Here is a 22,267-nt window from a genome sequence, read left to right on the forward strand (position 1 = left end):
TATTAAACCTTGTATAAGAGTTTACTTTTTAGCCAAAATACTCTATTTGTTGCATAATCTCCTACAAACTTTGAAAACAAAATATTGACATTAGCCACAACCATTACCATACAATTCAGCTTAACCAATAAGTTACCTTTTATAAACGAGGTAAGTATTATTTTAAATATGCGTAAGCTTATCCAGTTATTTATTTCTGTTTTTTCTGCTTGTGTAATTGTTTTAGCTTCTTGTTGAAAGTATTTTTGTGCTGTGTTTTTTAGTGCGTCAATAGCCTTGTTTATTTGCTTTACCGTATAAGTTTTCGTTATTTTTAAATAAATAATCTCATGCAATAAAGACTCTATTTCAATTTGTAAAATAGTATGAAGATTTTTTTTCGATAACTGTAATGTATTTTCGCTTTGTGTATTCCTGTTATGGTTTGATACACTGTTAATATTTCTCCGGTACTGATAAAATAAGGCTTTTGATGCATCAACCGCTATGTTTAAATTATCAATTAACAGGCGGGAGAATAAGTCGTAATCTTCTATATGTTTAGCCTCATTAGTAAAGTTATATTTATACTGTTTAAGTACATCGGTTTTAACAATAAGCCCTGCATGTAATAAAGGACACTCAAACAATGCTACAAATTTAATCGCTTTAGGTAAAGTGCAATAAAAGTGGTCAACCTTACTGTGGTAATAATCTTGATGGGTAATATAAATAGCTTTTGAGGTCAATAAATCAATATTGGCATTTTGATTTAGCCTGCTAATTTGTAATTCAATTCTGTTGGTATCAATTAAATCATCTGCATCAAAACGAGCTATGTATTCGCCAGTAGCTAGATTAATACCTTTATTTAACGTTCTTATCAAACCTAAGTTTGTTTCATTCTGAATTACTTTTACCCTTTTGTCCTTTTCTGCAAATTGTTTTAGAATAGCTAAAGTTTTATCGCTTGAACCATCGTCAATAGTAAGTACTTCTAAGTTTTTATAGGTTTGATTGATGACACAGTTTAGCGCTTTTGTTAAATACTCCTCTGCATTGTAACAAGGTATTAGGAATGTTATTTTGGGGTTTAATATCATTTATAAAAGTGTGTCAGTATGAGTTTGAAGTACTACTTCGTTTTGTTGTTCCAAAATATAAATAATGCAAAGTTGAACTAAAAAAAAAGGAAATGCTAGACTAGCAGCTGAAAACCCCATTGTTATTAATGGTAAAACGACATAGAAAGACCTCCATGATGTATTCTTTCCAAGAAAATACATATTTATACTGAATAGAAGTAACCCAATTAAACCTGTTTCTATTAATAGGGTTATTATTAAGTTATGAGCACCCATTCCGATGAAACTAGCGGTGTTACCCATCCCAATTCCAAGTAAAATAGTGTTTAATGATGCACTTTTTAATAATGTTATGGCTAAATCTATTAATATAAATTTAGAATTAAAGCTAGCATCTCTACTTAAAATTGATAGTAAAATTAAAGAAATAAAAATTAAAATTATTGCCAAAGATATTATCCCAAATATTTGTTTTTTGTTGATGGTTATTGGGAATGATATTCTGTTAAATATAACTGAATAGAGTAATAAGGTAATTATTGCGGAGCGTGATGTAGAAAGTATGGTAAGAATAAAAAGCAGTGATTTAATTATCTTCGCATTTGGGATAATTATGTTTTTTTTGCTTAAATAAACCATAAAAAAGTAAGTTAGACATATTTGAACTCCAACAAAGTTAGCATCTAAGTACATTATAGAGTTAAATTTAAACATATAAGCCAATCCTTGCTCTCTTGTATGTCCTGAATACATATTTGTTGAGTACAAAGTTGGGTGACTTAATCTCCAAAAAGCATCTGCAATAAATAGAAGAGTATGGAAAATAAGCATGTAATAGATTAAATTTTTGAAACTATTTTTAGAAAGGGAGTTTAAATTTTGATAACAAAAGAAAAAGAAAAAATACGGTAAAATTAACCCTAAAGTGTTTGGGAATTTGGTATTAGGAATAAGTGATTGTGCGGCAAAACTGAATATGAAAACAAACAAATTAAAATAAGCTAATTTATTGTGTTTTATTTCGGGTTTCAATATTTGCTTAAATGCAAAAACTATAATAGCTAATAACAGGAAAAAATAAATAGGGCTATAAGGTGTTATACCGGCTAAAAACAAACCAGAACCTATTAGTAACAATAAGGAAATAAAATAATCTGCACTAGTTGCCATATTTGGAAAACAATTTTATAAATAGCCAACTACTTGATTTAACAGTTCTTTTAATATTGGTATTTGAAATGTTGAATTTAAAGTAATGTAAAAAGTAATCAGTAAAACTAATTTTAGCATTAAGTAGTAAGTATAATTCTTTATAATGAAATTCAGAAATAATTTGATTGATTTTCTTTTTCTTGTCTTTACTGTTGTTAGGTATAAAATGTAATTTTATGTCCATAACACTTTTTTCAAAAGCAATGAGTTTATTTATGTCTTTACTTTTTGAACCTGACTCATCTAATATTCTATAAACACAAGTTATCTCTTCCATATACTTTACTTTCGCTTGTTTTGCGAAAAAAATCCATAATGGTAAGTCCCCAAGTTTCCAGTCTTTATTAAAAGGATCTATTTCGTTTTGATAGCTTATAAATAAATCTTTTCTAAAGCAGGTTGTTAACGTACCTATTATATTTCCCTTTGTTAGTAGGTGATTATAAATATTGTCTGTTTTAGGAATATTAACTTTTACTGGTTCATATTGTTGTGTATGCTGATGCAATTTTTTATAGTTAGTATGCACTAATCCATAATCAGCATGCGTTTCTAAAAAGGCAACTTGTTTTTGTAATTTCTTTTTATCAATCCAATAATCATCACCCTCAAAATAGGCTATGTATTTTGAGGAAGGGTAACTTAATAGGTCAATCCAGTTTGTATTGGCACCTACATTCTTTTCCTGTAAAATAAGTTTTATTTTATCAGGGTACTTTTCTTTATAACCTAAAAGTATTTCTCTTGTATTATCAGTCGAAAAATCATCTGCAATAACAAGTTCCCATGTATATTCAGTTTCCTGCATTAATACACCCTCAATGGCTTGAGCAATGTATTTTCCATGATTATATGTAATAAGACAAACTGATACTAATGGGGTAGTCATTGTATTTTATTTTCCCTTTTCACACATTAAAAAAATACTTGAGCATAAATCAGGGTATTGTTGACCTAACTGGTAGCAACCATCCAAATATTCTTTTGAAATAATATCAGTATTTAATAATCTATCCCACTGGAAATTGGCTAAAGCTTTAAAGAATATTCCTGAGCGATGAACTACTTTTAACCCTGCGGCTTTTGCATCTCTTTCCAGTGTATCTAACGAATAGGTAATTCTATGTCCATGTTCAGCCTCGGCCGGAGTTACAGCGCTGTTATGCGTAATTAACCCCATTTTTACAGCTATTTGTCTTGAAGGAGCATTGGCATTAGGACATACTAAGAAAAAACGCCCGTTATCAGATAGCCATTCATCGTTAATACGTTTCATTACTTTAATAGGATCATCAATATGCTCCAATACATGGGTTAAAACTATATTGTCGTATTTGGTAGGCAGCGTGGCTGTTTCAAACATGGAATTGATAAACTTTACTTTGTCACCAAATTCTTTTTTTGCTATTTCAATAGCTTCGTCCGATGCTTCCACACATGTAATATCGTCAAAGTGGGGTAAAAATCTTCTGGTAAAATTTCCTTGAAAACTACCTAATTCTAAAAAGTTACCTTCCTTAAAAAAGGGCTCAAATGATTTTAACATATAAGGGTGCATTACATCCAAGTCAAAACCATAGGTGTATTTGCGGCCTTCATTATCTTTAAATTCTTCGTTATAGTTTCTGGTTGTGTTCATTTTTAATTAATTATTTTGTTCAAGTTCTGCTAAACCAAATCCGGTTCTTCCAAATTCATTTCCGTTGTAAAGTAAATAAACTTTACCATTACATTCAAAAATATGCGGATAACACATCATTTCCGAATCCCAATCGTTTTCGCTTAAATCAATCCCTGCATTTTCATCATCGCGGGTCCAGTTTATCAGGTCGTCAGAATAAGCATACCCCAATTTATAACCACGGCCTTTTACGTTTCTAAAGCCTGTGGCAAACCTGTAGCAAAAGTACATATGGTAACGATTACCTATTTTAACAACAGTTGGCAATGCCTGGCATTCATCTTCTCCAATTTTATTAGGTATAATCAGATTACTGTTTTTATTCCAGTTTATGCCATCTTTTGAAGTAGCCTGTGCAATTTTATATACGCGCGATTCTGTTCCGTCTGTTTCGGCATTGTTTATCCATTTTACTCCATAAATATACCACATGTAAAATAGCCCTTCATAAAACTGAACAAAAGCATCACATACTAAAAATGGCTCTTTCAGCGAAGAGGATACAATAGGGCCTTTACCATATTTTTCAAAAGTTAAACCTTCATTGTTGCTATATGCTAAACCAATGGAGGTTTCAAGTGAGACAGATTTACGTCTGCTTAATCCACTTGTAAAGCCGTAAATTTTACCCTCATGACGTAACACATTCATGGGGAAAATTCCATGCTCATCAAAAGTCCCAAGGCCTCCTAACGGAATAACCGTATCTTTTGAAATATTGATGATGTTTTTGAAATCTTTATCAAAATCAACAAATGCAATATGTCCTAAGTATTTACCTGTTGGTTCTACCTCGCGGGTAGTAAAATATATTCTTACAAAATTATCTGATACCAGTACTTGCGGTGATTGGGCAAATTGAACGCAATTATTGGGTAATTGATGTTCTGTCGGATCAAATATTTTTCCTAATTTTTTCCATTTCATAGTCTATAAATTCCCCTTTAATTTTGCCAATCCAAAGCCATAACGGCCAACTTCATTACCTATGTATAACATGTAAATATTATTATCCAATTCAAAAACATGTGGGTAGGCATTCATTTCTGAATCCCAACCTTCTTCTGAAAGTTCAATCCCCACTTTGCTATCATCCCTAGTCCAGTTTAATAAATCTGTTGAATATGCATATCCTATTTTTCTAGTTCTAGTTTGCCTGAAAGATGAAGGAACCCAACCGCAAAAAAACATATGGTATTTTCCATTGGCATAGAAAACATCAGGGCTTGCCTGTGCCTCGGTTTTATCCCAGCCATCAGGAATTATGTCTTTATTTATTTTATTCCAATTAATGCCATCGTCAGAAATAGCTAATCTTATTTTATGGCTGATTTCTGGTTTGTTATTTTCTAAGTACCAATTGGCACCGGCTATATAAAAAAGATAATATTTATCGTTGAATTTTCTGATTTTAGGTCCACTTAAAGTAAATGGTTCTTCCGGTGTATATGGTAAAACAGGTCCTTCGCCCATTCGTTCAAAATGTTCGCCATTATTTTTACTAACAGCTAATCCTATTCCCACATTAAATGGTACTGATTCACACCTTGTCCAACCTGCGTAATAACCCCACAATTCATCGTTGTTTTTTATAATGGATAGGGGATAGGTTCCAAACTCATCAAATGTTCCTTTGTTGCCTAAGTTAAGTACCGGTTTTGCTGCAAACCGCTCTATTTTAAATAAGTCTTTTCTATTTAAATCAACATAGGTTGTGTAAGTAACATATTGGCCATTTTCATCGCGTTTTGGTCTGCATCCAAAAAACACTCTCACAAAATCATCAAATACCAAAGTACATGGTGCCTGAGCAAACTCATTCATCCATTCTTTCCTGTTTTCATAATCCAGTGGATTATATATTCTTCCTAATTTTTCCCAACTAAACATTAATTATTTATTATTTTTTATGATGGTAGTTTACAAAGATTTCTAGCTCCGGTTTTTAAGGAGCCGTAGTAGTAATCATTAAAGCCTGCTTTATCCATTAATTCAAATACTTTTTCCATATTGTATTCAACTCTATGTAGGTTAATTGAATTGTTTTCAATAGTAGCAAAAGCTGCCCTTGGGTCTCCGTCTCGCGGTTGTCCAACAGAGCCAGGATTACAGTAGATTTTATTCTTGAAATTTTGCAAGGTTTGTAAATGGGTGTGTCCTGAAAAAAATATTTCACCTTCTACTTTCGAAAAATACTCCTCGTTTGGTTCTAGTAAGTACTCATCAATAGGGTCAGCCCAACCACCATGTACCATTTTTATATGGTCTATTTCAAATTGTAACTGAAATGTTTTTACCCAACTTAAATTTTCTGCTGTTATAACTTTACGTTGATATGCTAAGCAGTCATTAACACTTTTTGATCGCGGACAGTATCCTCCACCGGCCATATACCAATCGTGGTTACCCATTAATGAAGGTATATTTCTTTTCCTTAACTCATCGCAGCATTCATTTACCTGCGAGTAATAACCAACTACATCACCTAAGCAATATATTTTAGAAATATTCATTTCATCTATCTTATGCAACACGCTTTTCAGTGCTTCATAATTTCCATGTATATCAGATATGATTGCTATTTTCATAAAATATAAAATCCTCAGTATATCTTACTGCTTTTCCTTTTCTTATTAAAGGTTGTAAAGGTAATTTATTTTCTAAATAATATTCAACCGACATTAACGATTCATTGTAGCCAAATGCTGTTCTGATAGATGTGGCGGAGGATATGCGGGGGTTTATTTCTAACAATTTAAGTTCACCGTGGTGGTTTCTAAACTGAAAATTGGTAGGGCCTACAGGTTTAAAAATGGCACAAAGTTCCAGTATTGCTTTTTTAATAGACTCCATTTCAACTACTTCAGCCTTTTCTGTAAAACCATCATTTGATAGTTTCCTCCTGATAGCCATGTAGGCACAAATGCCTCCTTTACCATCGCAGAATGCAGAAGCAGAATATTCTTCATTGTCAGTTCCAATAAAAGGTTGTACCATTAAATCGGTACCAATTTTGGATTGATGAATAAGAAAGGTTTCTTTATTATTCACTTTTACTATTCCTTTTGAGCCAAATCCTATCCTAGGTTTTAATAGTAAATTAGCACCAAATTCTTCAACTATTAACTCGTAATCATTTTCTAAACTTGTAGGAATAGCTGTGCTTACATTGTGTTTTTGTAATTGCTCATAAAAAAGCCATTTGTCTTTGGTAAATTTTATAAGGTCAGTATTATTTAATAATATTTTTGCCCCGCTTGATTCTATCTCACTAATATGTTCAACCCATTTGTATAAATCGGCTTCAATGCCTGGTATAATGAATGCAATATTGTGCTTTTTAATAGTATCTGTTAGCCATGTTATATAATTGTTATCGTTTGTTAAAATGGCTTTTTCAAAAATATCACAAAATCCTTGAGCTACTGAATCTTCATATATAGTAGTTCCAATTAGCTTTAAATTTTTATTAGCACTTTTAAGCGATTTAAGGATACCATAGCCTACTATTCCGCTAGCGCCTGAAACAAGTATATTACTCATTGGTATTCCTCCTGTATGCTGCAATTTTATTCATTCCTTGTTCAATTGTAATTTGAGGAAAAAAGTTTATTAAGTTGTATAAAGTATTATCATTCCCAAAAACATTATTGGCAATGTTTTCCTTGTTTGTAATGAAGTTTATTTGTCCATTGCTATTGAATGCCTGCATAGCCGCTCGGGCTATTTGCGAAATGGTTACATCTTCCGTATTGGTTAATGAAAAACTACCCGTAATTGTATGTTGCATTACTTTTTTTATAATTATAGCCAAATCGTCAATATGTAAATAGTTTCTTTTGGCATCGTGGTTACCAAATATGTCTATATTTTCTTTTAATTGAGCTTTATCAGCAAATGCATAAATTAATGGTTGGTGTTTCCTGAAACTATCATCGTTGCCATAAAGCATGGTAGGCTTTAAAATAGTAATCGGTAGTTGTCTTTTTTTGCAATAAAACAAAGCAATTTCTTCCGCATGCTTTTTCGATATTGAATAAATGGAATAATTAGCAGAATTATCTTTCAATTCAGTATAAATGCTGGATATATAGATGAAATGTTTAACGTTTGCTTTTACAGCAGCCTCACATAATTTTAGGGTACCAATTACGTTTACATATTCAGTATTTAAAATATCCTCAAATGAGTTTCCTCCAAAACTAGCTGCTATATGTAATACTACATCTATATTATCAGGGAAATTAATTACCTGATTTGTATTATTTAAATCAATAATAATATCGCAATCTTTTCTTCCGGCCGTTATCACTTCTGAAAACTCAGAGAGTATAGGCTTAAGTGTTTGTGCGATAGAAGAAGTACCTCCAATAATTAAAATATTCATCTAAATTGTGGTAAATGAGTTATTTAAATAATTAGTAATTGCTGATTTTGAATTAAACATCATTACATCAATAATAGATAAAAATGGAATAAACTCATTATTGAATTGTTTGTATTGAATGTTGTCGGCCTTTATAAATTGTAAATGTATTGACTCTTTTAAAAAATGTTCTTTGCTATACAAGTCAGTTCCACCAATAGGATTTATATAGGTAGTAGCATGTAGTTCTTTACAAATAGCTATTACTTTTTCTTCGGCCTTTAAATGATGGTTTATTGGTAAAGTGGAAGAAACTACAATTTCGGTTTTAATAGATAAGTAATCTAAAGTTTTATTTAACGCATTAAAAATAAAGCCGAATAAATTAGTTGATGAATAATTAAAACAATCTTCTATTAGCTTGATAACATCATTAAAGTGTGGTGCTTTTCTGTAGTTTTCCTTTATTTTATTTAATAGCTTACCTTTTTCTTTATGCCAGTCGGCCGATAGGTGTCTATCCATAACATCTAAAAAGTCGGAGTCTTTTAATAGGGGTAATGTAAAATATTCATCTTTACCATTACTAAGTATTCTATTTCTATTAATCCAACCTTTTTTTGTGTATTGAATATTGTCGTAAATTACAAAACAATCAACCGCATTTATTAATTGAAAATACCCAATATATGGAAATATATAGGGCTGCATAATCCCAATTTTCATGTTTTAATTGTTTAAAGCACGTAATAGAATTCTACATACATAATCTATCTCTTCATTTGATAATTTATGATACATAGGAAGACATAAAATTTGCTTTGAAATACTTTCGCTTACGGGTAAGGTATTTTCACTTTTATAAATTTCAACTGTATTTAATGATGGATAAAAATACCTTCTGGGATTTATTCTATTGGCTTCTAACTCATGTTTAACTTTTAGTAAAACACTTTCACTCTCAAAAACAACCGGGTAATAAGCGTAGTTAAAATCAGCTTTACTATTCAATTCTATTTTTTTGAGTTTTGGATTCGTTAACCATTTGTCGTAATGCAAACTTTGGTTTTTTCGTGAAGCCAGTATTGCTTCTATATCTTGTAAGTTCGCCAACCCCATGGCTGCATGGAACTCTGAATTTTTACCATTTATACCAACTGCATCAAAATGCTCGGGTCCGTTGTGTCCAAAATTCCTAAGCAGGGCCATTTCTTTTAACAGCTCAGGGTCGCTTGTAAATACTGCACCACCCTCTACTGTATGGAATAATTTTGTAGCATGAAAACTGGTAGTAACGATATCGCCAAACTCAAATACTGATTTGCCTTTGTATTTTGTACCAAAGCAATGGGCAGCATCGTATATAACTTTTAAATTATGTTTTTTAGCTATTTTATCAATTGCATCAATATCGCAAGGATTACCAAAAACGTGGGTAGCTAAAATAGCACTTGTATTTGGCGTAATGGCATCTTCAATTAATTGTGGGTTTATGTTTAAAGAGTCTTTATCAATATCGACAAATACTGGTTTACATCCTTCCCAAACCAAACTACTTACTGTGGCCACATAACTAAATGGAGTTGTAATAATTTCTCCTTTTAATTGTAGTGCTTTTATTGCTATTTGTAATGCAATAGTACCATTGTTTATGTAAAGTAAATGAGGTACTTGAAGATATTCTTTTAATTTTAATTCTAACTCATTAACTAATGGTCCATTATTTGTAAGCCATTCACGTTGCCAAATACCTTTTAAGTATTCTGTATAAGTTTCTAAGCTAGGTAAATATGGAGTAGTTACATTTATTGCCATAAGGATATAAAATAGGGTGCAATATATCTTATTTCTATAGGAAATAAAGTTTTAATTTTTAATGTATTCGACTACTTTAGACTAATAACACTTTAATTATATGCGCGTTATGATTTTTTTAGCGTAAATCCTTTTGTCAAAATTTTAATGTCGTCAATAACAGCAGGATAAAATTTAAATAAAATAAACACAAAAGATATAATAGCTAAACAAAAACTGATTCCGATACCTAACAGTTCACCTATAAAAGGAATAAGTAGTATTTTAGAAAGGTAGAGTATAATTAAATAAACAATAGCAATACCTGCAATAGGTAATATATCAATAAGTTGATCTTTTATATTATAGCCAGAAACTTTACCTGAAACATACAGGTTAAAAAATACACCTATAAAAGATATTGTCATTATGCCGATAAGCATTCCTAAAATACCGAATGATAAACCAATTCCAATTCCAATTACGAGCAATACTTTTTTTATAATCTCTAAGTTTAAAAACTTATCAGCCCGACCTTTGGCCAATAAAATGTTTATATTTAAAGCACTGATAGGGTAAAGAATGCCTAATATAGAAAAGAGTTGTATGTAAGTTACCATCGGTAACCATTTTTCTCCCAAAAGTAAATGAATAATTTCATTGGCTAAAACGGCTATTGTGCCCATAGCAGGTATAATAAATAAATTAGCCATGTTAAGGGCTTTTTTATACGTGTTTTTGAGTCTTTCAAAGTCGTTTTGCGCTTCTGACATAACTGGAAATAAAACCTTTACAAAAGCACTGGTAAAGGTTCCAACCGAAACGTTAATTAATGTTTGTGCATAGCTGTACAACCCAAGTATGGAAGCTGAAAAATAGCGACCAATTATCATGGTATCAATACTGCTAAATGCAGTATTGATTATGCTTGAAGCAAAAACTTTTAACCCAAAACCTAGTAAATTTTTTAGTGAATCTTTACAAATAATAAAGGAAGGTCGCCATTTTTCGTAAAGCCATATCAATCCTACATTTATTACACTTGCTACTACTTGTTGGGCAACCAATGCCCATACACCAAAATTTAAAAAAGCGAGACTTAAAGATACCAAAGAAGCAACAACAACGGATATGGTTGAAAATAATTCCATCCGTTTAAAGTTAAGCTGTTTTGTTAGTATGGCGTTGTGAGTAAGAATTAATGAGTTAAATAAAAAAATAAGCGATAAAGCCCTTATAATAGGAAGCAAGGCTTCTTCGTGGTAAAATATAACAATAAGTGGTGCGGTAAAATACAGCAATAAACAAATAGCAATACCAAGTAGTATGCTCACCCAAAATACCGAAGATAGTTCTCTTTGATTTACTTCTTTTTTCTGAATTAAACTCGAAAATAAGCCTAATTCACCTAATGAAGTAAGTAAGGCAATAATAACAGAAACCATGCCTATTAAACCAAACTCTTTAGGCGTAAGTAACCTTGCCAAAGCAATGTTTACCCCAAATTTTATTATTAATTTGGTAAACTGTCCAATTATAGACCATGTTCCTGCTTTTACAATTTGTTTTGACAATTTGGTAATACTTCTAATTACTATTGATAATAGTTTTTAAATTTTTTGTTATCAGATAAATTGATAATAAAATGGATGTTATAACGGATCCAATGATAGCAGAAATCAATCGCGATAATTTCTTTTTTTCAAGAGGTAAAGTAGGTTTATCAACCGTTTGAAAAAATGGAGTTTGGTTATCTAAAGCAAATTTTGCAATCTCTAGGTTTTTAAGAACTTCTGCATACATCAAGCTTAGCATTTCTACATCTCGTTTTGTCCTTTCAACGTCTACGCGTCCTTGCATTCTAATTACTTTTAAATTTCTATCAAATATACCTGCGCCATAACTTTCTTTTTCGTATAACAATGTTCTTATGGAGTCAGCTCTAAATTTAATTAGCTGGTAATTTTTTAATTGGCGATGAATACTTTTTGTGGTATAATATTCGGATAAATTTTTAAATAGACTTTCAACGAATAATTTAGCAAATTTTTCATTTATTGATTTAAAATCAATGGCAATAATTCCAGCACTTTGGATAACAATACCTGTTTTCTTTTTGGTATCTATAGTTAATAATTTATCATCAACTATTCGCTTTATAATTAAATCGAGTACTTTATTTTCCTGATATGACAAACTATCAAGGAGGTTATGTTTAAAATAAGTAAATGAATTTAAACTGGTATCTGATTGAAAAATACTTGATAGCTTATAAATATCTATGAAATGATTAACTAATAATTCTGGTTTATCATTGATAACTACTTTTTCTAATAGCGTATTTCCAATAAGTTGACGAGAATTGGCTATATATAATAATTTGTCTTCATTTACATTAGTATTTCCTCCAATACCAGCAATACCAGCAATACCAGCTAATGAAGATAAATTAAATCCTGAAGAACCTTCATTTTCATTTAAAATAAACGAATATTTGGAAATATAAGTTGGCTTTGAAATATGAGCAATGTAAAATCCAATTAATCCCCCTAAGAGACTTATTAATATAATAATTAATAGTTTAGTTAAAAGGAACATAATAGAGTTTTTTATAAAACTTATTATGTCAATTAATTCCACTGAATTCTTCATTAATTTATATAAATTTAGTAAACCTTTTGTATAGCGACAATAGTAATATTTTATATTGAATTTCTGTTAAAATAGTGTTTTGTATCTATGTAAAACATAAATAAGAAGGTTATAGCGTAATACATTAAATTTGGTTGTAACAAATAATGAATTAAAAATATTAAAAAGAATATAAGCAAGTGATTTTTAAATGCTCTTTTGGCTAATAAAAACAATAAATAAAAAGGAATGATTGATAATATTCCATATTGAACTAAAATAAATAATAAGCCATTATGGGGTTCATGGGCATTTGTAAATGATATCCACCTAGAAGAAAAATTTAATGCACCCGGACCATAAATAAAATAGTTATCTACACATAAATTTAATCCATCCGTTAAAGAATGTTTTCTATCCAAGTTACTTTGTAATGACCGCTCATTTTCTTCACTTTTTAAAAGCCGGGCAATAGAAGAACTTGGATTTTCTCGGGCGTAATTAGTAAGTTGATCTGAGAATATAACAGCAGAAAATAGAGTAACTATTACCGTTACTCCAATAATAATTGTTTTAAAAAAAGTTATATTTTTTAACAGCAAATAAAAAACATAGCTAAACAACATAATTAAGCCTTGCCTTGACCCAGCCAAATCTGTAAGATATAAAGCCAATAAAAAAATAATTACTAATAGGACTTTTTGTAAACCTTTATTCTTTAAATTTAGCTCATACGATAAAATTAAGAAGTATATACAAATAGCTCCTGAATAAGAATTGGAATCAATTAAAGTACCAGCAATTCGTGTTAAAACCCTTTTTTCAATATTATCGGAAAGAATAATAGAAAACAAGAGAGGATTGGCATTTTCAAATAACCCTTGGATAGTTAAAATTATGATTGAAAGTAGACTTATGTGTATAAACCACTTATTTAATTCTGGTTTTTTATTATTAATGCTAAAGGTCCACGAGAAATAAAAAAAATACAATAACACTCTTATTAAATCGTTTGCAATGGGAACAGAACCATTAATAAACCAATCAATAAAACATAATGGTATTGAAGTCGTTACAAAAAAAATAGTGTTCCAGCTATTTATAAAGTTAACAATCTGGTCTTTGTTAAAATTTAAAAGAAAGAATAACAAGCTAAGCAATAAACAAATGATGATTATGATAGAAGAGCTTAATCCAAATATTCCGGAGAAATAATATAAATTATTAATTATAGTTATTCCTATTCCTATATTGATAAATTTCTCTAATTTTCTTAGCATTTTTATCTAGATTGTTTTTTAAGTTATCTAGAAAACAATTTTTGCTTTAAGGAATAAAACTGTAATAGATATTAAACAAATAAAACTGAACAGAAATGCACCGATAATACTAAATACGATTAGTGATTTCGATAATTCTTCAAGGGGAAAAGAGGGTTTATCTATTACTTGAAAAACAGGTTTTTCTTGGTCATAATTAAATTTAGCAATTTCTTTGTTCTTTAATAATTCGGCATACAGCACATTTAATAATTCAGTTTCTTTTTTTAGTCTTGCTTCGTTTACTTTACCACTAAACCTGATTATTTTATTAGAAATGTCCATCTCATTAGCAACAGCGACTTCACTTCTTTCCATAATTCTTTTTGTTGAGTCTAATCTTTGGGAAACCAAATCTAAATTAGCCTTTAAGCTTTTTGTTATAATCTGTGTATAGAAATCGCTTAAATTAAAATAAATGGCATCGATAAGTCTTTTTGATAAGAGCTCATCTTTTGATTTATAACTAATTAAAATAATACCACTAGAAGACTGGCCAACAAAAGAAGAAGTTTTCTTTTTTACAGCATCGCTTTGTAAGTCGTTTGATTTTAAAATTTTTGATATTAAAAAATCCATTATTTTATTCTCTACATGGCTTAAGTTATCAATGTTTTTAGAAGTGAAGTGATTGAAATTTTGTAATGAAGTATCTTTTCCGTCCCAATCTTTTTTATAGTCGTTTAGTGCTATTAATTTATCGGCAACCGTAATTTTTTCTTCCTCAATAATAGCAAGTAGTGATTGGCCTAATATTTTTTTTGTTGTAATTAAAAACAAAATTCTATCATCAGATACATTCACACTTGAGCCAGATGCACCTAATTGCCCGGCTAGCGCTGCTATTGGATTTTGACTTATACTTTTTGCATCGTTTATTATAAAGCTTAACTTAGCTTCATACTTTACAGGGCTTAATTTAACGTATGTAAAGCCAGCAGCTAAACCAATCAATACAGAAATAATTAAATATACTTTATGGTTTAGAATATACTTTAAATAATCATTTATATTGTTTATAACATTTTTAAAATTAACAAGTTCTTTATTTTCATCCATACTATTTTACAGTAATACTTCTAACTATCGTAAATACTAATACTAGGGTAGTTGTAATAGCCGAAGAAACAGTAACCATTTCCATGGTATTCAATTTTTTGTTTTCTTCTTTTTGTGGAATTACTATTTCTCCCCCTTGTTTTATTTTAGGATAGAAATTAATAAACATAAATCTTTTAGTGGCTTTAGCTGTACCATTTGCATAAACAACATAAGCTCTTTTTCTCAAGGCGCGACTTGTAAAACCACCGCTATTTGAAACGTAGTATTTTAATCCTTTTCCTTTCTCGAATTTTAATTTTATTGGGTATAATATTTCCCCACTAACCAATACAGTCTGTTTTTCAATCGGTATTTTAATTATATCGCCATCACGTAAAAATAAATCTGATTTAGAGCCTGGGTTTTTTAATATGTAGTTTAAATCAATACCTACCAAATCATAATTGGAGCTTTTTTCATCATCAATTGTTTCTGAAATTTCAGTAGTATCTTTTGTTTGCTTTTTTAGTGCTTTTAACTTACTTTCTTTAATAAATTCTTCTGTATTAGTTTGTATTTTTGGTCTTAATAATATCGCTCCATCAGGATAAGCAGTTGCAGTAACCCCTCCGCTTCTTTTTATTAAATCAGATATACGTTCGTTGTTTTTTTCAAGACTATACGTACCTGGGTATAATACTTCACCATCAATCGATACATTTTTTTGAGCAACATATCCCGGCAGCATAAATACGGTTACATTATCAAAAGGTAGGAGCTCAAATTTTAGACTAGGATTGTCCTTTAAATCTTTGTCTAAGTCGAATTGTTTAATAACAGAAATTTCACTATTAGCTTTTGTTCTGTCAACATCAAATTTTCTTCTGGCTACTTCAATTCTTTTTATAGATGCTGCTTCTTTAAACCCACCAGCAGCTATAATAAGGTCTTCAATTCTCATGTTTTCAGCATAAGGAAATACACCAGGTTTTATAACTAAACCATTGATAGTAACATTGTATGATTCTTTTAACTCTTGTTTAGAAGCAATTTGAATGTTGTCTTCTCGTTGTAAAACTATATCTTCTGCTTTACCTTGCATAGCATCCGCTAAATTGATTGAAAGCATGGTCAGTGTATTATCGCTTTGCAGTCTGTATATAATTGCTCTTGTTTGAAAAGCATCTTCTCGTAAGCCTTCTGCCTTTTTTATTAATTGTAAAATAGTTAAGCCTTTCTCTAAGGCGTAAGTACCGGGTCTAAATACAGCGCCATTAATTTGCACCCTGTTTTCAAATCTGTCTAAAAGCATATCCACGGAATATACATCACCACTTTTGGGATTGAATAGGCTAAATAATTCTTTTTGAATATCAGCTACACTTTTTTGTTTTGATGTATTACGTGTTACTTTAATTCGTTCAGTAAATGCATTATCCGTAAATCCTCCGGCAAAGCCAATAACATCATTCAAATTTTCATTTTTAGTTACTTCATATAAACCAGGTCTTTTTACTTCACCGGTTAATTCTATTCTGTTTTCATATGCATTTACTTTTATAACGTCTTGATCCTGCAAACGTATATTGCCTTTTGCCTCACCTTTAGTTAAAAAATCATATATATCAAGAATGGCTATTGTTTTATTGTTTCTGACCACTTTAATATTACGCATAGACCCATTTTTATTGGGCCCGCCAGAGGCATATAAAGCGTTAAACACAGTAGCTAGTGAGGGTAATGTGTAAGTGCCTGGGAGATTGACTTCTCCAATTATTAATACTTTAATGCTTCTAATGTTTCCCAAAGTAATACTTACACTGGTTTCACCGGTATTAATTCTATCGTATACTTTGGTTAAATTCTGAGTTATTTTTTTTCTGGCTTGCTCAATCGTTAATCCTGATACCTGCACAGGGCCTACATAAGGAATTCTTATATTACCGTCAGGAGAAATCTTTAAGTTAAAAGTTTCTTCTGAAAAACCATAAATATCAATGATTAATTCATCGTCAGGACCTAGCTGATAGTTAGTAGGCGTTGCAATTTTTAAATTGGGTTCGAAAGTAAGATTCTTATTGTTAAATAATTCGGCACCAAACACTTTTGGCCTGATCTCTGAAAATACTAAATCTTCATTATTGATTTCAGCATTATTGTTGTCGGTTTTACCTCTACTGCCTTGATTATTATTGTTATTGGTAGGAGTTGAATTACCTAAATTTTCTATCCTTGTTTTTAACTTGGCAAATTCGCTACTGGACATTTTACGTTTAGTAGCTTCCTGCTCCAATTGATTCATGGATAATCCTCTAGATTGTGCTTTATTCCAAAAGTCAGCAATTTGATCATCGCTTAATTCATTGACTTTTACTTTTGAAAGATTTTGAAAATTTAGCACCTGTCCAATAGCGCTAAATGATAAAAAGATAATTAAAAATGTACTTAAGCAAATTTTTATTTTACTCATAAGGTTTCGCTAATGGGCTTATTTATTGAATTTAGGTCGCAAAGTAACACTAATAACCTAATTTTAATAATTACGATGTTTTTTTACCTTATGGAGGATAGATTAATTGCTAAATAAGCTTTAATTGCGCTTGAAATAATATTGATAAATTGTTGGTGAAATAAGGTTTTAAATCAATTATTTCGCTTTTTGTTGTATTGAGTTTTTTGTATGAATAAAATTAAGTTAAATGTGTTAGGCTTAAGCAGTGGGCAAACCAGCGGCAGCTATACACTTATATTGGGGGAAGCTAATGGCAATAGACGCTTACCTATTGTTATTGGTAGTTTTGAGGCGCAAGCCATTGCTATTGAAATTGAAAAAATTGTTCCTTTCAGGCCAATGACGCATGATTTGTTTTTGAGTTTTTTTAAAGAGTTTGGAATAGAACTGGTAGAAGTACAGATATATAATTTGAATGAAGGCGTATTTCATGCAAAGCTAGTTTGCGACCAAATGGGTATTATAAAAGAAATTGAAGCAAGAACGAGCGATAGTATTGCTTTAGCTGTTAGGTTTAAATGTGCTATATACACTTTTGATGATATTATGGAGGAGGCTGGGATTATAATTGATGCCAGTGAGGAGGAAGAAGACGATACTTTTATTGAAGATGAAATAGAAAAAACAATTGATATTAAAGCAGCAAAGACCAATGATTTTTCTAAGTTAAATTTAGACGATTTAAATAAATTATTGCAGGAAGCACTGAACATTGAAGATTATGCAATAGCAGCAAAAATTAGAGATGAAATCGAATTGAGGAAGAAATAAAAATGATGGAAAAATACACAGGTATTTTAGGTATATTAGGTATATTAGGATTAGCCTTTTTGTTGTCAAACAATAAAAAGAGAATAAACTATAGATTGGTTTTTAGTGGACTGGCTTTACAGTTATTGCTAGCGTTATTAATTTTAAAAGTACCTGCCGTAACATCCTTTTTTCAATTGATTGGACGTGGAATGCAAAAAATAGAAGGTTTTGCGAGAGAAGGAGCCAAGTTTTGTTTTGGAGGCGTATTGCCTAATCCACCTGAAGCCGCTAAAGTTTTTGGTGCAAATAATTCCTTTATTTTTGCTTTAAACATTCCTGCCACTATCATCTTGGTTTGTGTTTTAGTTGCCATTTTATATCATTTTGGTATTATGCAACGTATTGTGGCTGTGATAGCAAAAGGAGTTTATTTTATTATGCGAGCCAGCGGGGCTGAAACCCTGTCAAATGTCGCAAGTGCTTTTGTTGGACAAGTAGAGGCGCAGGTTATGATACGTCCGTATTTACAAACAATGACCAAAAGTGAAATACTGGCCAGCATGAGTGGGAGTATGGCTTGTATTTCGGGAGGTATATTAATTGTTTATGTTAATATGGGTATTCCTGCCGAATATTTAATTGCAGCCAGTTTAATGGCAGCTCCGGCCAGTTTAGTTATAGCTAAAATAATTTATCCGGAAGTGGAAGAATCGCAAACAAAAAACGAAATAAAAGTAGAGGTTAAAAGCCATTACACCAATGTAATTGATGCTATTTCTCACGGAGCATCGGATGGTATGAAAATATCAATAAACATTGTAGCTATGCTGATAGGTTTTATAGCCTTAATTTCTTTAATAAATTATATAATAGGAAAAGCATTTCCCGGCTTAAGTCTGGATATTATTTTTGGCTACTTATTTTACCCATTTGCCTACGTAATGGGGGTTCCCAAGCAAGATATAATGCAAGTAGCTACATTTATGGGACAGAAACTGAGTATAAATGAATTTGTAGCTTATAATAGCTTAACAGCAGTAAAGCAAACTTTAACCCCAAAGGCAATAGCCATTGCTAGTTTTGCTTTATGTGGTTTTGCAAATTTCAGTTCAGTTGGAATGCAAATAGGTGGTATTGGAGCTTTGGCACCCGAAAGAAGAGGTGATTTAGCTAAGCTGGGACTTAAAGCACTTTTATGTGGCACTTTAGCCAGTTACTTAAGTGCTTGTTTAGCAGGAATAATTATGTAAAAAAAACCGCCCGCTTGAATAAACAAGCAAGGCGGAATTTCATTTAACCTCTAAACATTTTCAATTACGAAAACAAATTCAATTATATAGACACTAAGTTTGTTTTATTGGTTGCACTCCAATGTTCGTTTTATTTAAATGAAAGTTTTATTTACTTAAATAATGCAATCATTTATCCAAAATAGGTTTTTAGTTTTTCAATTAAAATGGTAGGAGCCAAGCAAGGCTTTTTTGTTTTCATATCAATGTTTACCAATACTACCTCAGCCTTTGCTATTAAAATAGTTGTATCACGATATATTTCGTAATGAAAGTGGTTACGTATTTTGGGTAACTCTTTCATCATAGTTACTATTGTTAGTTCATCATCGTAATAAGCAGGTTTAATGTACTGACATTGTAAACTAATAACAGGCATCATAATTCCATTTTCTTCAAAACTTTTGTAGGTAAGCCCCATTTGTCTTAAAGCGTCCGTTCTTCCAATTTCTAAATATTGAGCATAATTGCCATGGTATACTACACCCATTTGGTCCGTTTCTGCATACCTGACTCTTACTGTTGTTTTACTTTCAAACATAAACTTACTGGATAATTTTGAACTCCGTTCTCCTGTTTTTACTTCTATTGCTCTCCGTTAAATTATCTGCAATGGGTTGTGTTTCTGCATATCCTTTATACGAAATTTGAGTTGGGTTGATTTTCTTTTCTACCAAGTAGTCATAAACAGCTTTTGCCCTGTTATTTGATAAAACCAAGTTGCTTTGTTTATTGCCTTGGTTATCCGTATGTCCGCCTATTTCAACTTTTAATTTAGGGTTTGCTTGTAAGAATTGAACCAATTTATCAAGTTCTGTTACCGATTCAGGTTTTAAATCAAACTTAGCCGTTTCAAAGAATATATTTTTTAATACCACTTTAGCTCCAGCCGTAATTGGTATTAACGGAACATCTAAAAATAAAGGATTGGTAGCACCTTGGTCTTTTAAACTAAAGTTTTCCGAATAGAATAAATACCCTGGCAAACTCACATTTAATGCATAATTTTTATTGCCTTGTAAACACATCAAAAACTCGCCACTTAGTTTGTTTGAGTAGGTTTCAATGACTGTTTTATTGGTTGCCAAATCAATTAGCTCCAGTTTAGCTGAAAGCTTGTTCTTTTTAACGGCATCGTAAACGACTCCTTTAACATAACCGGTTTGTTCGGGCCTAGCTTCTTTGTACAACTCAAATTTATAAATATCCAAGCCTCCAAAACCTCCGGCTTTAGCTGATGAAATGAAAGCATTTACGCCATCAGATGTAATGCTAAAGCTTTGTTCGTCTTTATTTGTATTAATAGGGTAACCAATATTAGTTGGTTTTTGCCAGCGGCCATTTGCATCTTTTTTGCTTCTGAAAATATCCAAGCCACCCATACCCGGATGTCCTTTACTTACAAAATACAATGTTTTATCATCTAATGCAATAAAAGGGTATTGCTCTTCACTATCCGTATTTATTTCAGGGCCCAAATTAACCGGTGGTGACCATTTTCCATTGTTGTAATTAGTCATCCAAATATCGCTGCCACCAAAGCCTCCCGGGCGTTCACTGGCAAAATAAACTGTTTTACCATTAAACGATACACTAGGTTGCGTTTCCCAGTGCCTTGTATTTACAGGTGGGCCTAAGTTTTTAGGTTCGCTCCAGCTTAATCCGTCCAGTCTGCTTAATTCAATATCGCAGCTTGTTTCAGGGGTACAAAATGTAAAAAATATATATTGCCCGTCTGCACTTATTGAAGCAGTTCCTTCATTTTGGTCCGTATTAATAGGGTAACCCAATGGTTTTGCCAATGAAAATACCTCTTCATTTTTTTTACTGATAAAAAAGTCTTCGTTTCCCGAAACCCTGTCGCCTAGGTTTCTAGTAAATATAAGTGTTTGCCCGTCAGCCGTTAATACCGGAAAATAATCATCATGAGCTGAATTGATGTTTTGTCCTAAATTAATAGGTTTATAGGGAACCGGATTTTTGATAGCTTGAACTGCAAAATCAATATGTTTTTCTAGTTTTAGTCCAATAGGTTTACGTGCATACCAATCAGGGTAAGCTACAAATTTTTTAATATTGATATAAGCACTATCGTATTGAGCATGGTCAAATTGATAGCTTGCCAAGCCTAAATAGGCCAAGGGAAAATTAGGGTTAATAAGTACTAATTGGTTGTAAATTTCCTGCGATTTCTCTTCCTGTTCATTGCGTTCGTACAAATCAGATAAAAGCATTCTTGCATCTATATAGTTATTATCAGCACTGATGGCTTTGTTACAAAGCGCTATAGCTTCACTATAATTTTGCAAATTGTAATTTGACAAAGCTTCATTGAACATTTTTTCTGCCCGCCCATTTTTTGTAGAGGTAAACGGTTTTTCCTGAGCAAAACTCAGTTTAATTAAAAATAAACAAGTAATAAATAGATATTTCTTAATCATGGTGGCAATATATTCAAATATTGTGCTAAAAAAGGAGAGGTGGTTTGTAACAGTAAGAAAATAAACCATTTTCTTTATTGAGCATATACAAAAACCTATCTGTGGTATTATTGTTTATAAATGAAAAAGCAAAAGCAATAAAATTGAAAATTAATTTAAAGTAA

The 22,267-nt window shown here is 31.2% G+C and carries 20 protein-coding genes; 2 read left to right on the plus strand and 18 right to left on the minus strand.

What is annotated here, in order from left to right; translation table 11 throughout:
* Positions 1-2: 2 nt before the first annotated feature.
* From V4538_09200 to V4538_09275, 16 genes are all read right to left on the minus strand, one after another.
* On the minus strand, positions 3-1,082 hold the full coding sequence (locus tag V4538_09200; GenBank protein ID MES2381206.1) for a glycosyltransferase family A protein: 1,080 nt from the start codon (positions 1,080-1,082) through the stop codon (positions 3-5).
* On the minus strand, positions 1,083-2,234 hold the full coding sequence (locus V4538_09205; GenBank protein ID MES2381207.1) for a hypothetical protein: 1,152 nt from the start codon (positions 2,232-2,234) through the stop codon (positions 1,083-1,085).
* Positions 2,224-3,165: a glycosyltransferase gene (locus V4538_09210; protein MES2381208.1), complete on the minus strand. Its 942-nt coding sequence runs from the start codon at positions 3,163-3,165 to the stop codon at positions 2,224-2,226. Before V4538_09210 ends, V4538_09205 begins: the two co-directional genes overlap by 11 nt.
* 6 nt (positions 3,166-3,171) lie before the next feature.
* The gene (locus tag V4538_09215; GenBank protein ID MES2381209.1) at positions 3,172-3,915 is read right to left on the minus strand and encodes a class I SAM-dependent methyltransferase; all 744 of its coding nucleotides are present in this window, start codon (positions 3,913-3,915) and stop codon (positions 3,172-3,174) included.
* Positions 3,916-3,921: 6 nt separating this feature from the next.
* Positions 3,922-4,884, minus strand: a complete 963-nt coding sequence (locus V4538_09220; GenBank protein MES2381210.1) for a hypothetical protein — start codon at positions 4,882-4,884, stop codon at positions 3,922-3,924.
* Positions 4,885-4,887: 3 nt separating this feature from the next.
* Positions 4,888-5,847 (minus strand): glycosylase, encoded by a 960-nt coding sequence (locus tag V4538_09225; GenBank protein ID MES2381211.1) that lies wholly within the window; start codon positions 5,845-5,847, stop codon positions 4,888-4,890.
* Between the two features lie 17 nt (positions 5,848-5,864).
* Complete coding sequence (locus V4538_09230; protein MES2381212.1) at positions 5,865-6,545, minus strand: metallophosphoesterase family protein; 681 nt, start codon at positions 6,543-6,545, stop codon at positions 5,865-5,867.
* The gene (locus V4538_09235) at positions 6,523-7,500 is read right to left on the minus strand and encodes an ATP-grasp domain-containing protein (GenBank protein ID MES2381213.1); all 978 of its coding nucleotides are present in this window, start codon (positions 7,498-7,500) and stop codon (positions 6,523-6,525) included. The genes V4538_09230 and V4538_09235 overlap by 23 nt, the downstream gene beginning before the upstream one ends.
* Positions 7,493-8,344, minus strand: coding sequence for an NAD(P)-dependent oxidoreductase (locus V4538_09240; GenBank protein MES2381214.1), 852 nt, complete (start codon positions 8,342-8,344; stop codon positions 7,493-7,495). The genes V4538_09235 and V4538_09240 overlap by 8 nt, the downstream gene beginning before the upstream one ends.
* Positions 8,345-9,049: a WbqC family protein gene (locus V4538_09245; protein MES2381215.1), complete on the minus strand. Its 705-nt coding sequence runs from the start codon at positions 9,047-9,049 to the stop codon at positions 8,345-8,347.
* A gap of 3 nt (positions 9,050-9,052) precedes the next feature.
* Positions 9,053-10,138 carry a DegT/DnrJ/EryC1/StrS family aminotransferase gene (locus V4538_09250; GenBank protein MES2381216.1) on the minus strand — a complete coding sequence of 362 codons (1,086 nt, stop codon included), beginning with the start codon at positions 10,136-10,138 and terminating at the stop codon, positions 9,053-9,055.
* Between the two features lie 107 nt (positions 10,139-10,245).
* Complete coding sequence (locus tag V4538_09255) at positions 10,246-11,691, minus strand: lipopolysaccharide biosynthesis protein (protein MES2381217.1); 1,446 nt, start codon at positions 11,689-11,691, stop codon at positions 10,246-10,248.
* 13 nt (positions 11,692-11,704) lie between these two features.
* Positions 11,705-12,769, minus strand: coding sequence for a hypothetical protein (locus V4538_09260; protein MES2381218.1), 1,065 nt, complete (start codon positions 12,767-12,769; stop codon positions 11,705-11,707).
* A gap of 50 nt (positions 12,770-12,819) precedes the next feature.
* Positions 12,820-14,028, minus strand: a complete 1,209-nt coding sequence (locus V4538_09265; GenBank protein MES2381219.1) for a hypothetical protein — start codon at positions 14,026-14,028, stop codon at positions 12,820-12,822.
* Between the two features lie 27 nt (positions 14,029-14,055).
* A complete protein-coding gene (locus V4538_09270; GenBank protein ID MES2381220.1) occupies positions 14,056-15,126 on the minus strand; it encodes a hypothetical protein in 1,071 nt (356 codons plus the stop codon).
* 1 nt (position 15,127) lies between these two features.
* Entirely contained in the window at positions 15,128-17,578 is a 2,451-nt protein-coding gene (locus V4538_09275) for an SLBB domain-containing protein (GenBank protein ID MES2381221.1), read from the minus strand.
* Positions 17,579-17,788: 210 nt separating this feature from the next.
* Between V4538_09275 and V4538_09280 the strand changes: the two genes are divergently transcribed.
* Positions 17,789-18,391 (plus strand): bifunctional nuclease family protein, encoded by a 603-nt coding sequence (locus tag V4538_09280; GenBank protein ID MES2381222.1) that lies wholly within the window; start codon positions 17,789-17,791, stop codon positions 18,389-18,391.
* A 5-nt stretch (positions 18,392-18,396) separates the two neighbouring features.
* Complete coding sequence (locus V4538_09285; protein MES2381223.1) at positions 18,397-19,623, plus strand: nucleoside transporter C-terminal domain-containing protein; 1,227 nt, start codon at positions 18,397-18,399, stop codon at positions 19,621-19,623.
* A 172-nt stretch (positions 19,624-19,795) separates the two neighbouring features.
* Here the strand turns inward: V4538_09285 and V4538_09290 are convergent, their stop codons facing one another.
* Both V4538_09290 and V4538_09295 read right to left on the minus strand, forming a co-directional pair.
* Positions 19,796-20,203 carry a thioesterase family protein gene (locus V4538_09290; GenBank protein ID MES2381224.1) on the minus strand — a complete coding sequence of 136 codons (408 nt, stop codon included), beginning with the start codon at positions 20,201-20,203 and terminating at the stop codon, positions 19,796-19,798.
* 4 nt (positions 20,204-20,207) lie between these two features.
* Entirely contained in the window at positions 20,208-22,103 is a 1,896-nt protein-coding gene (locus tag V4538_09295) for an OmpA family protein (protein MES2381225.1), read from the minus strand.
* Between the last annotated feature and the right edge of the window lie 164 nt (positions 22,104-22,267).

It is taken from the genome of Bacteroidota bacterium (assembly GCA_040388375.1).
GTDB lineage: Bacteria > Bacteroidota > Bacteroidia > UKL13-3 > UKL13-3 > JAAFJM01.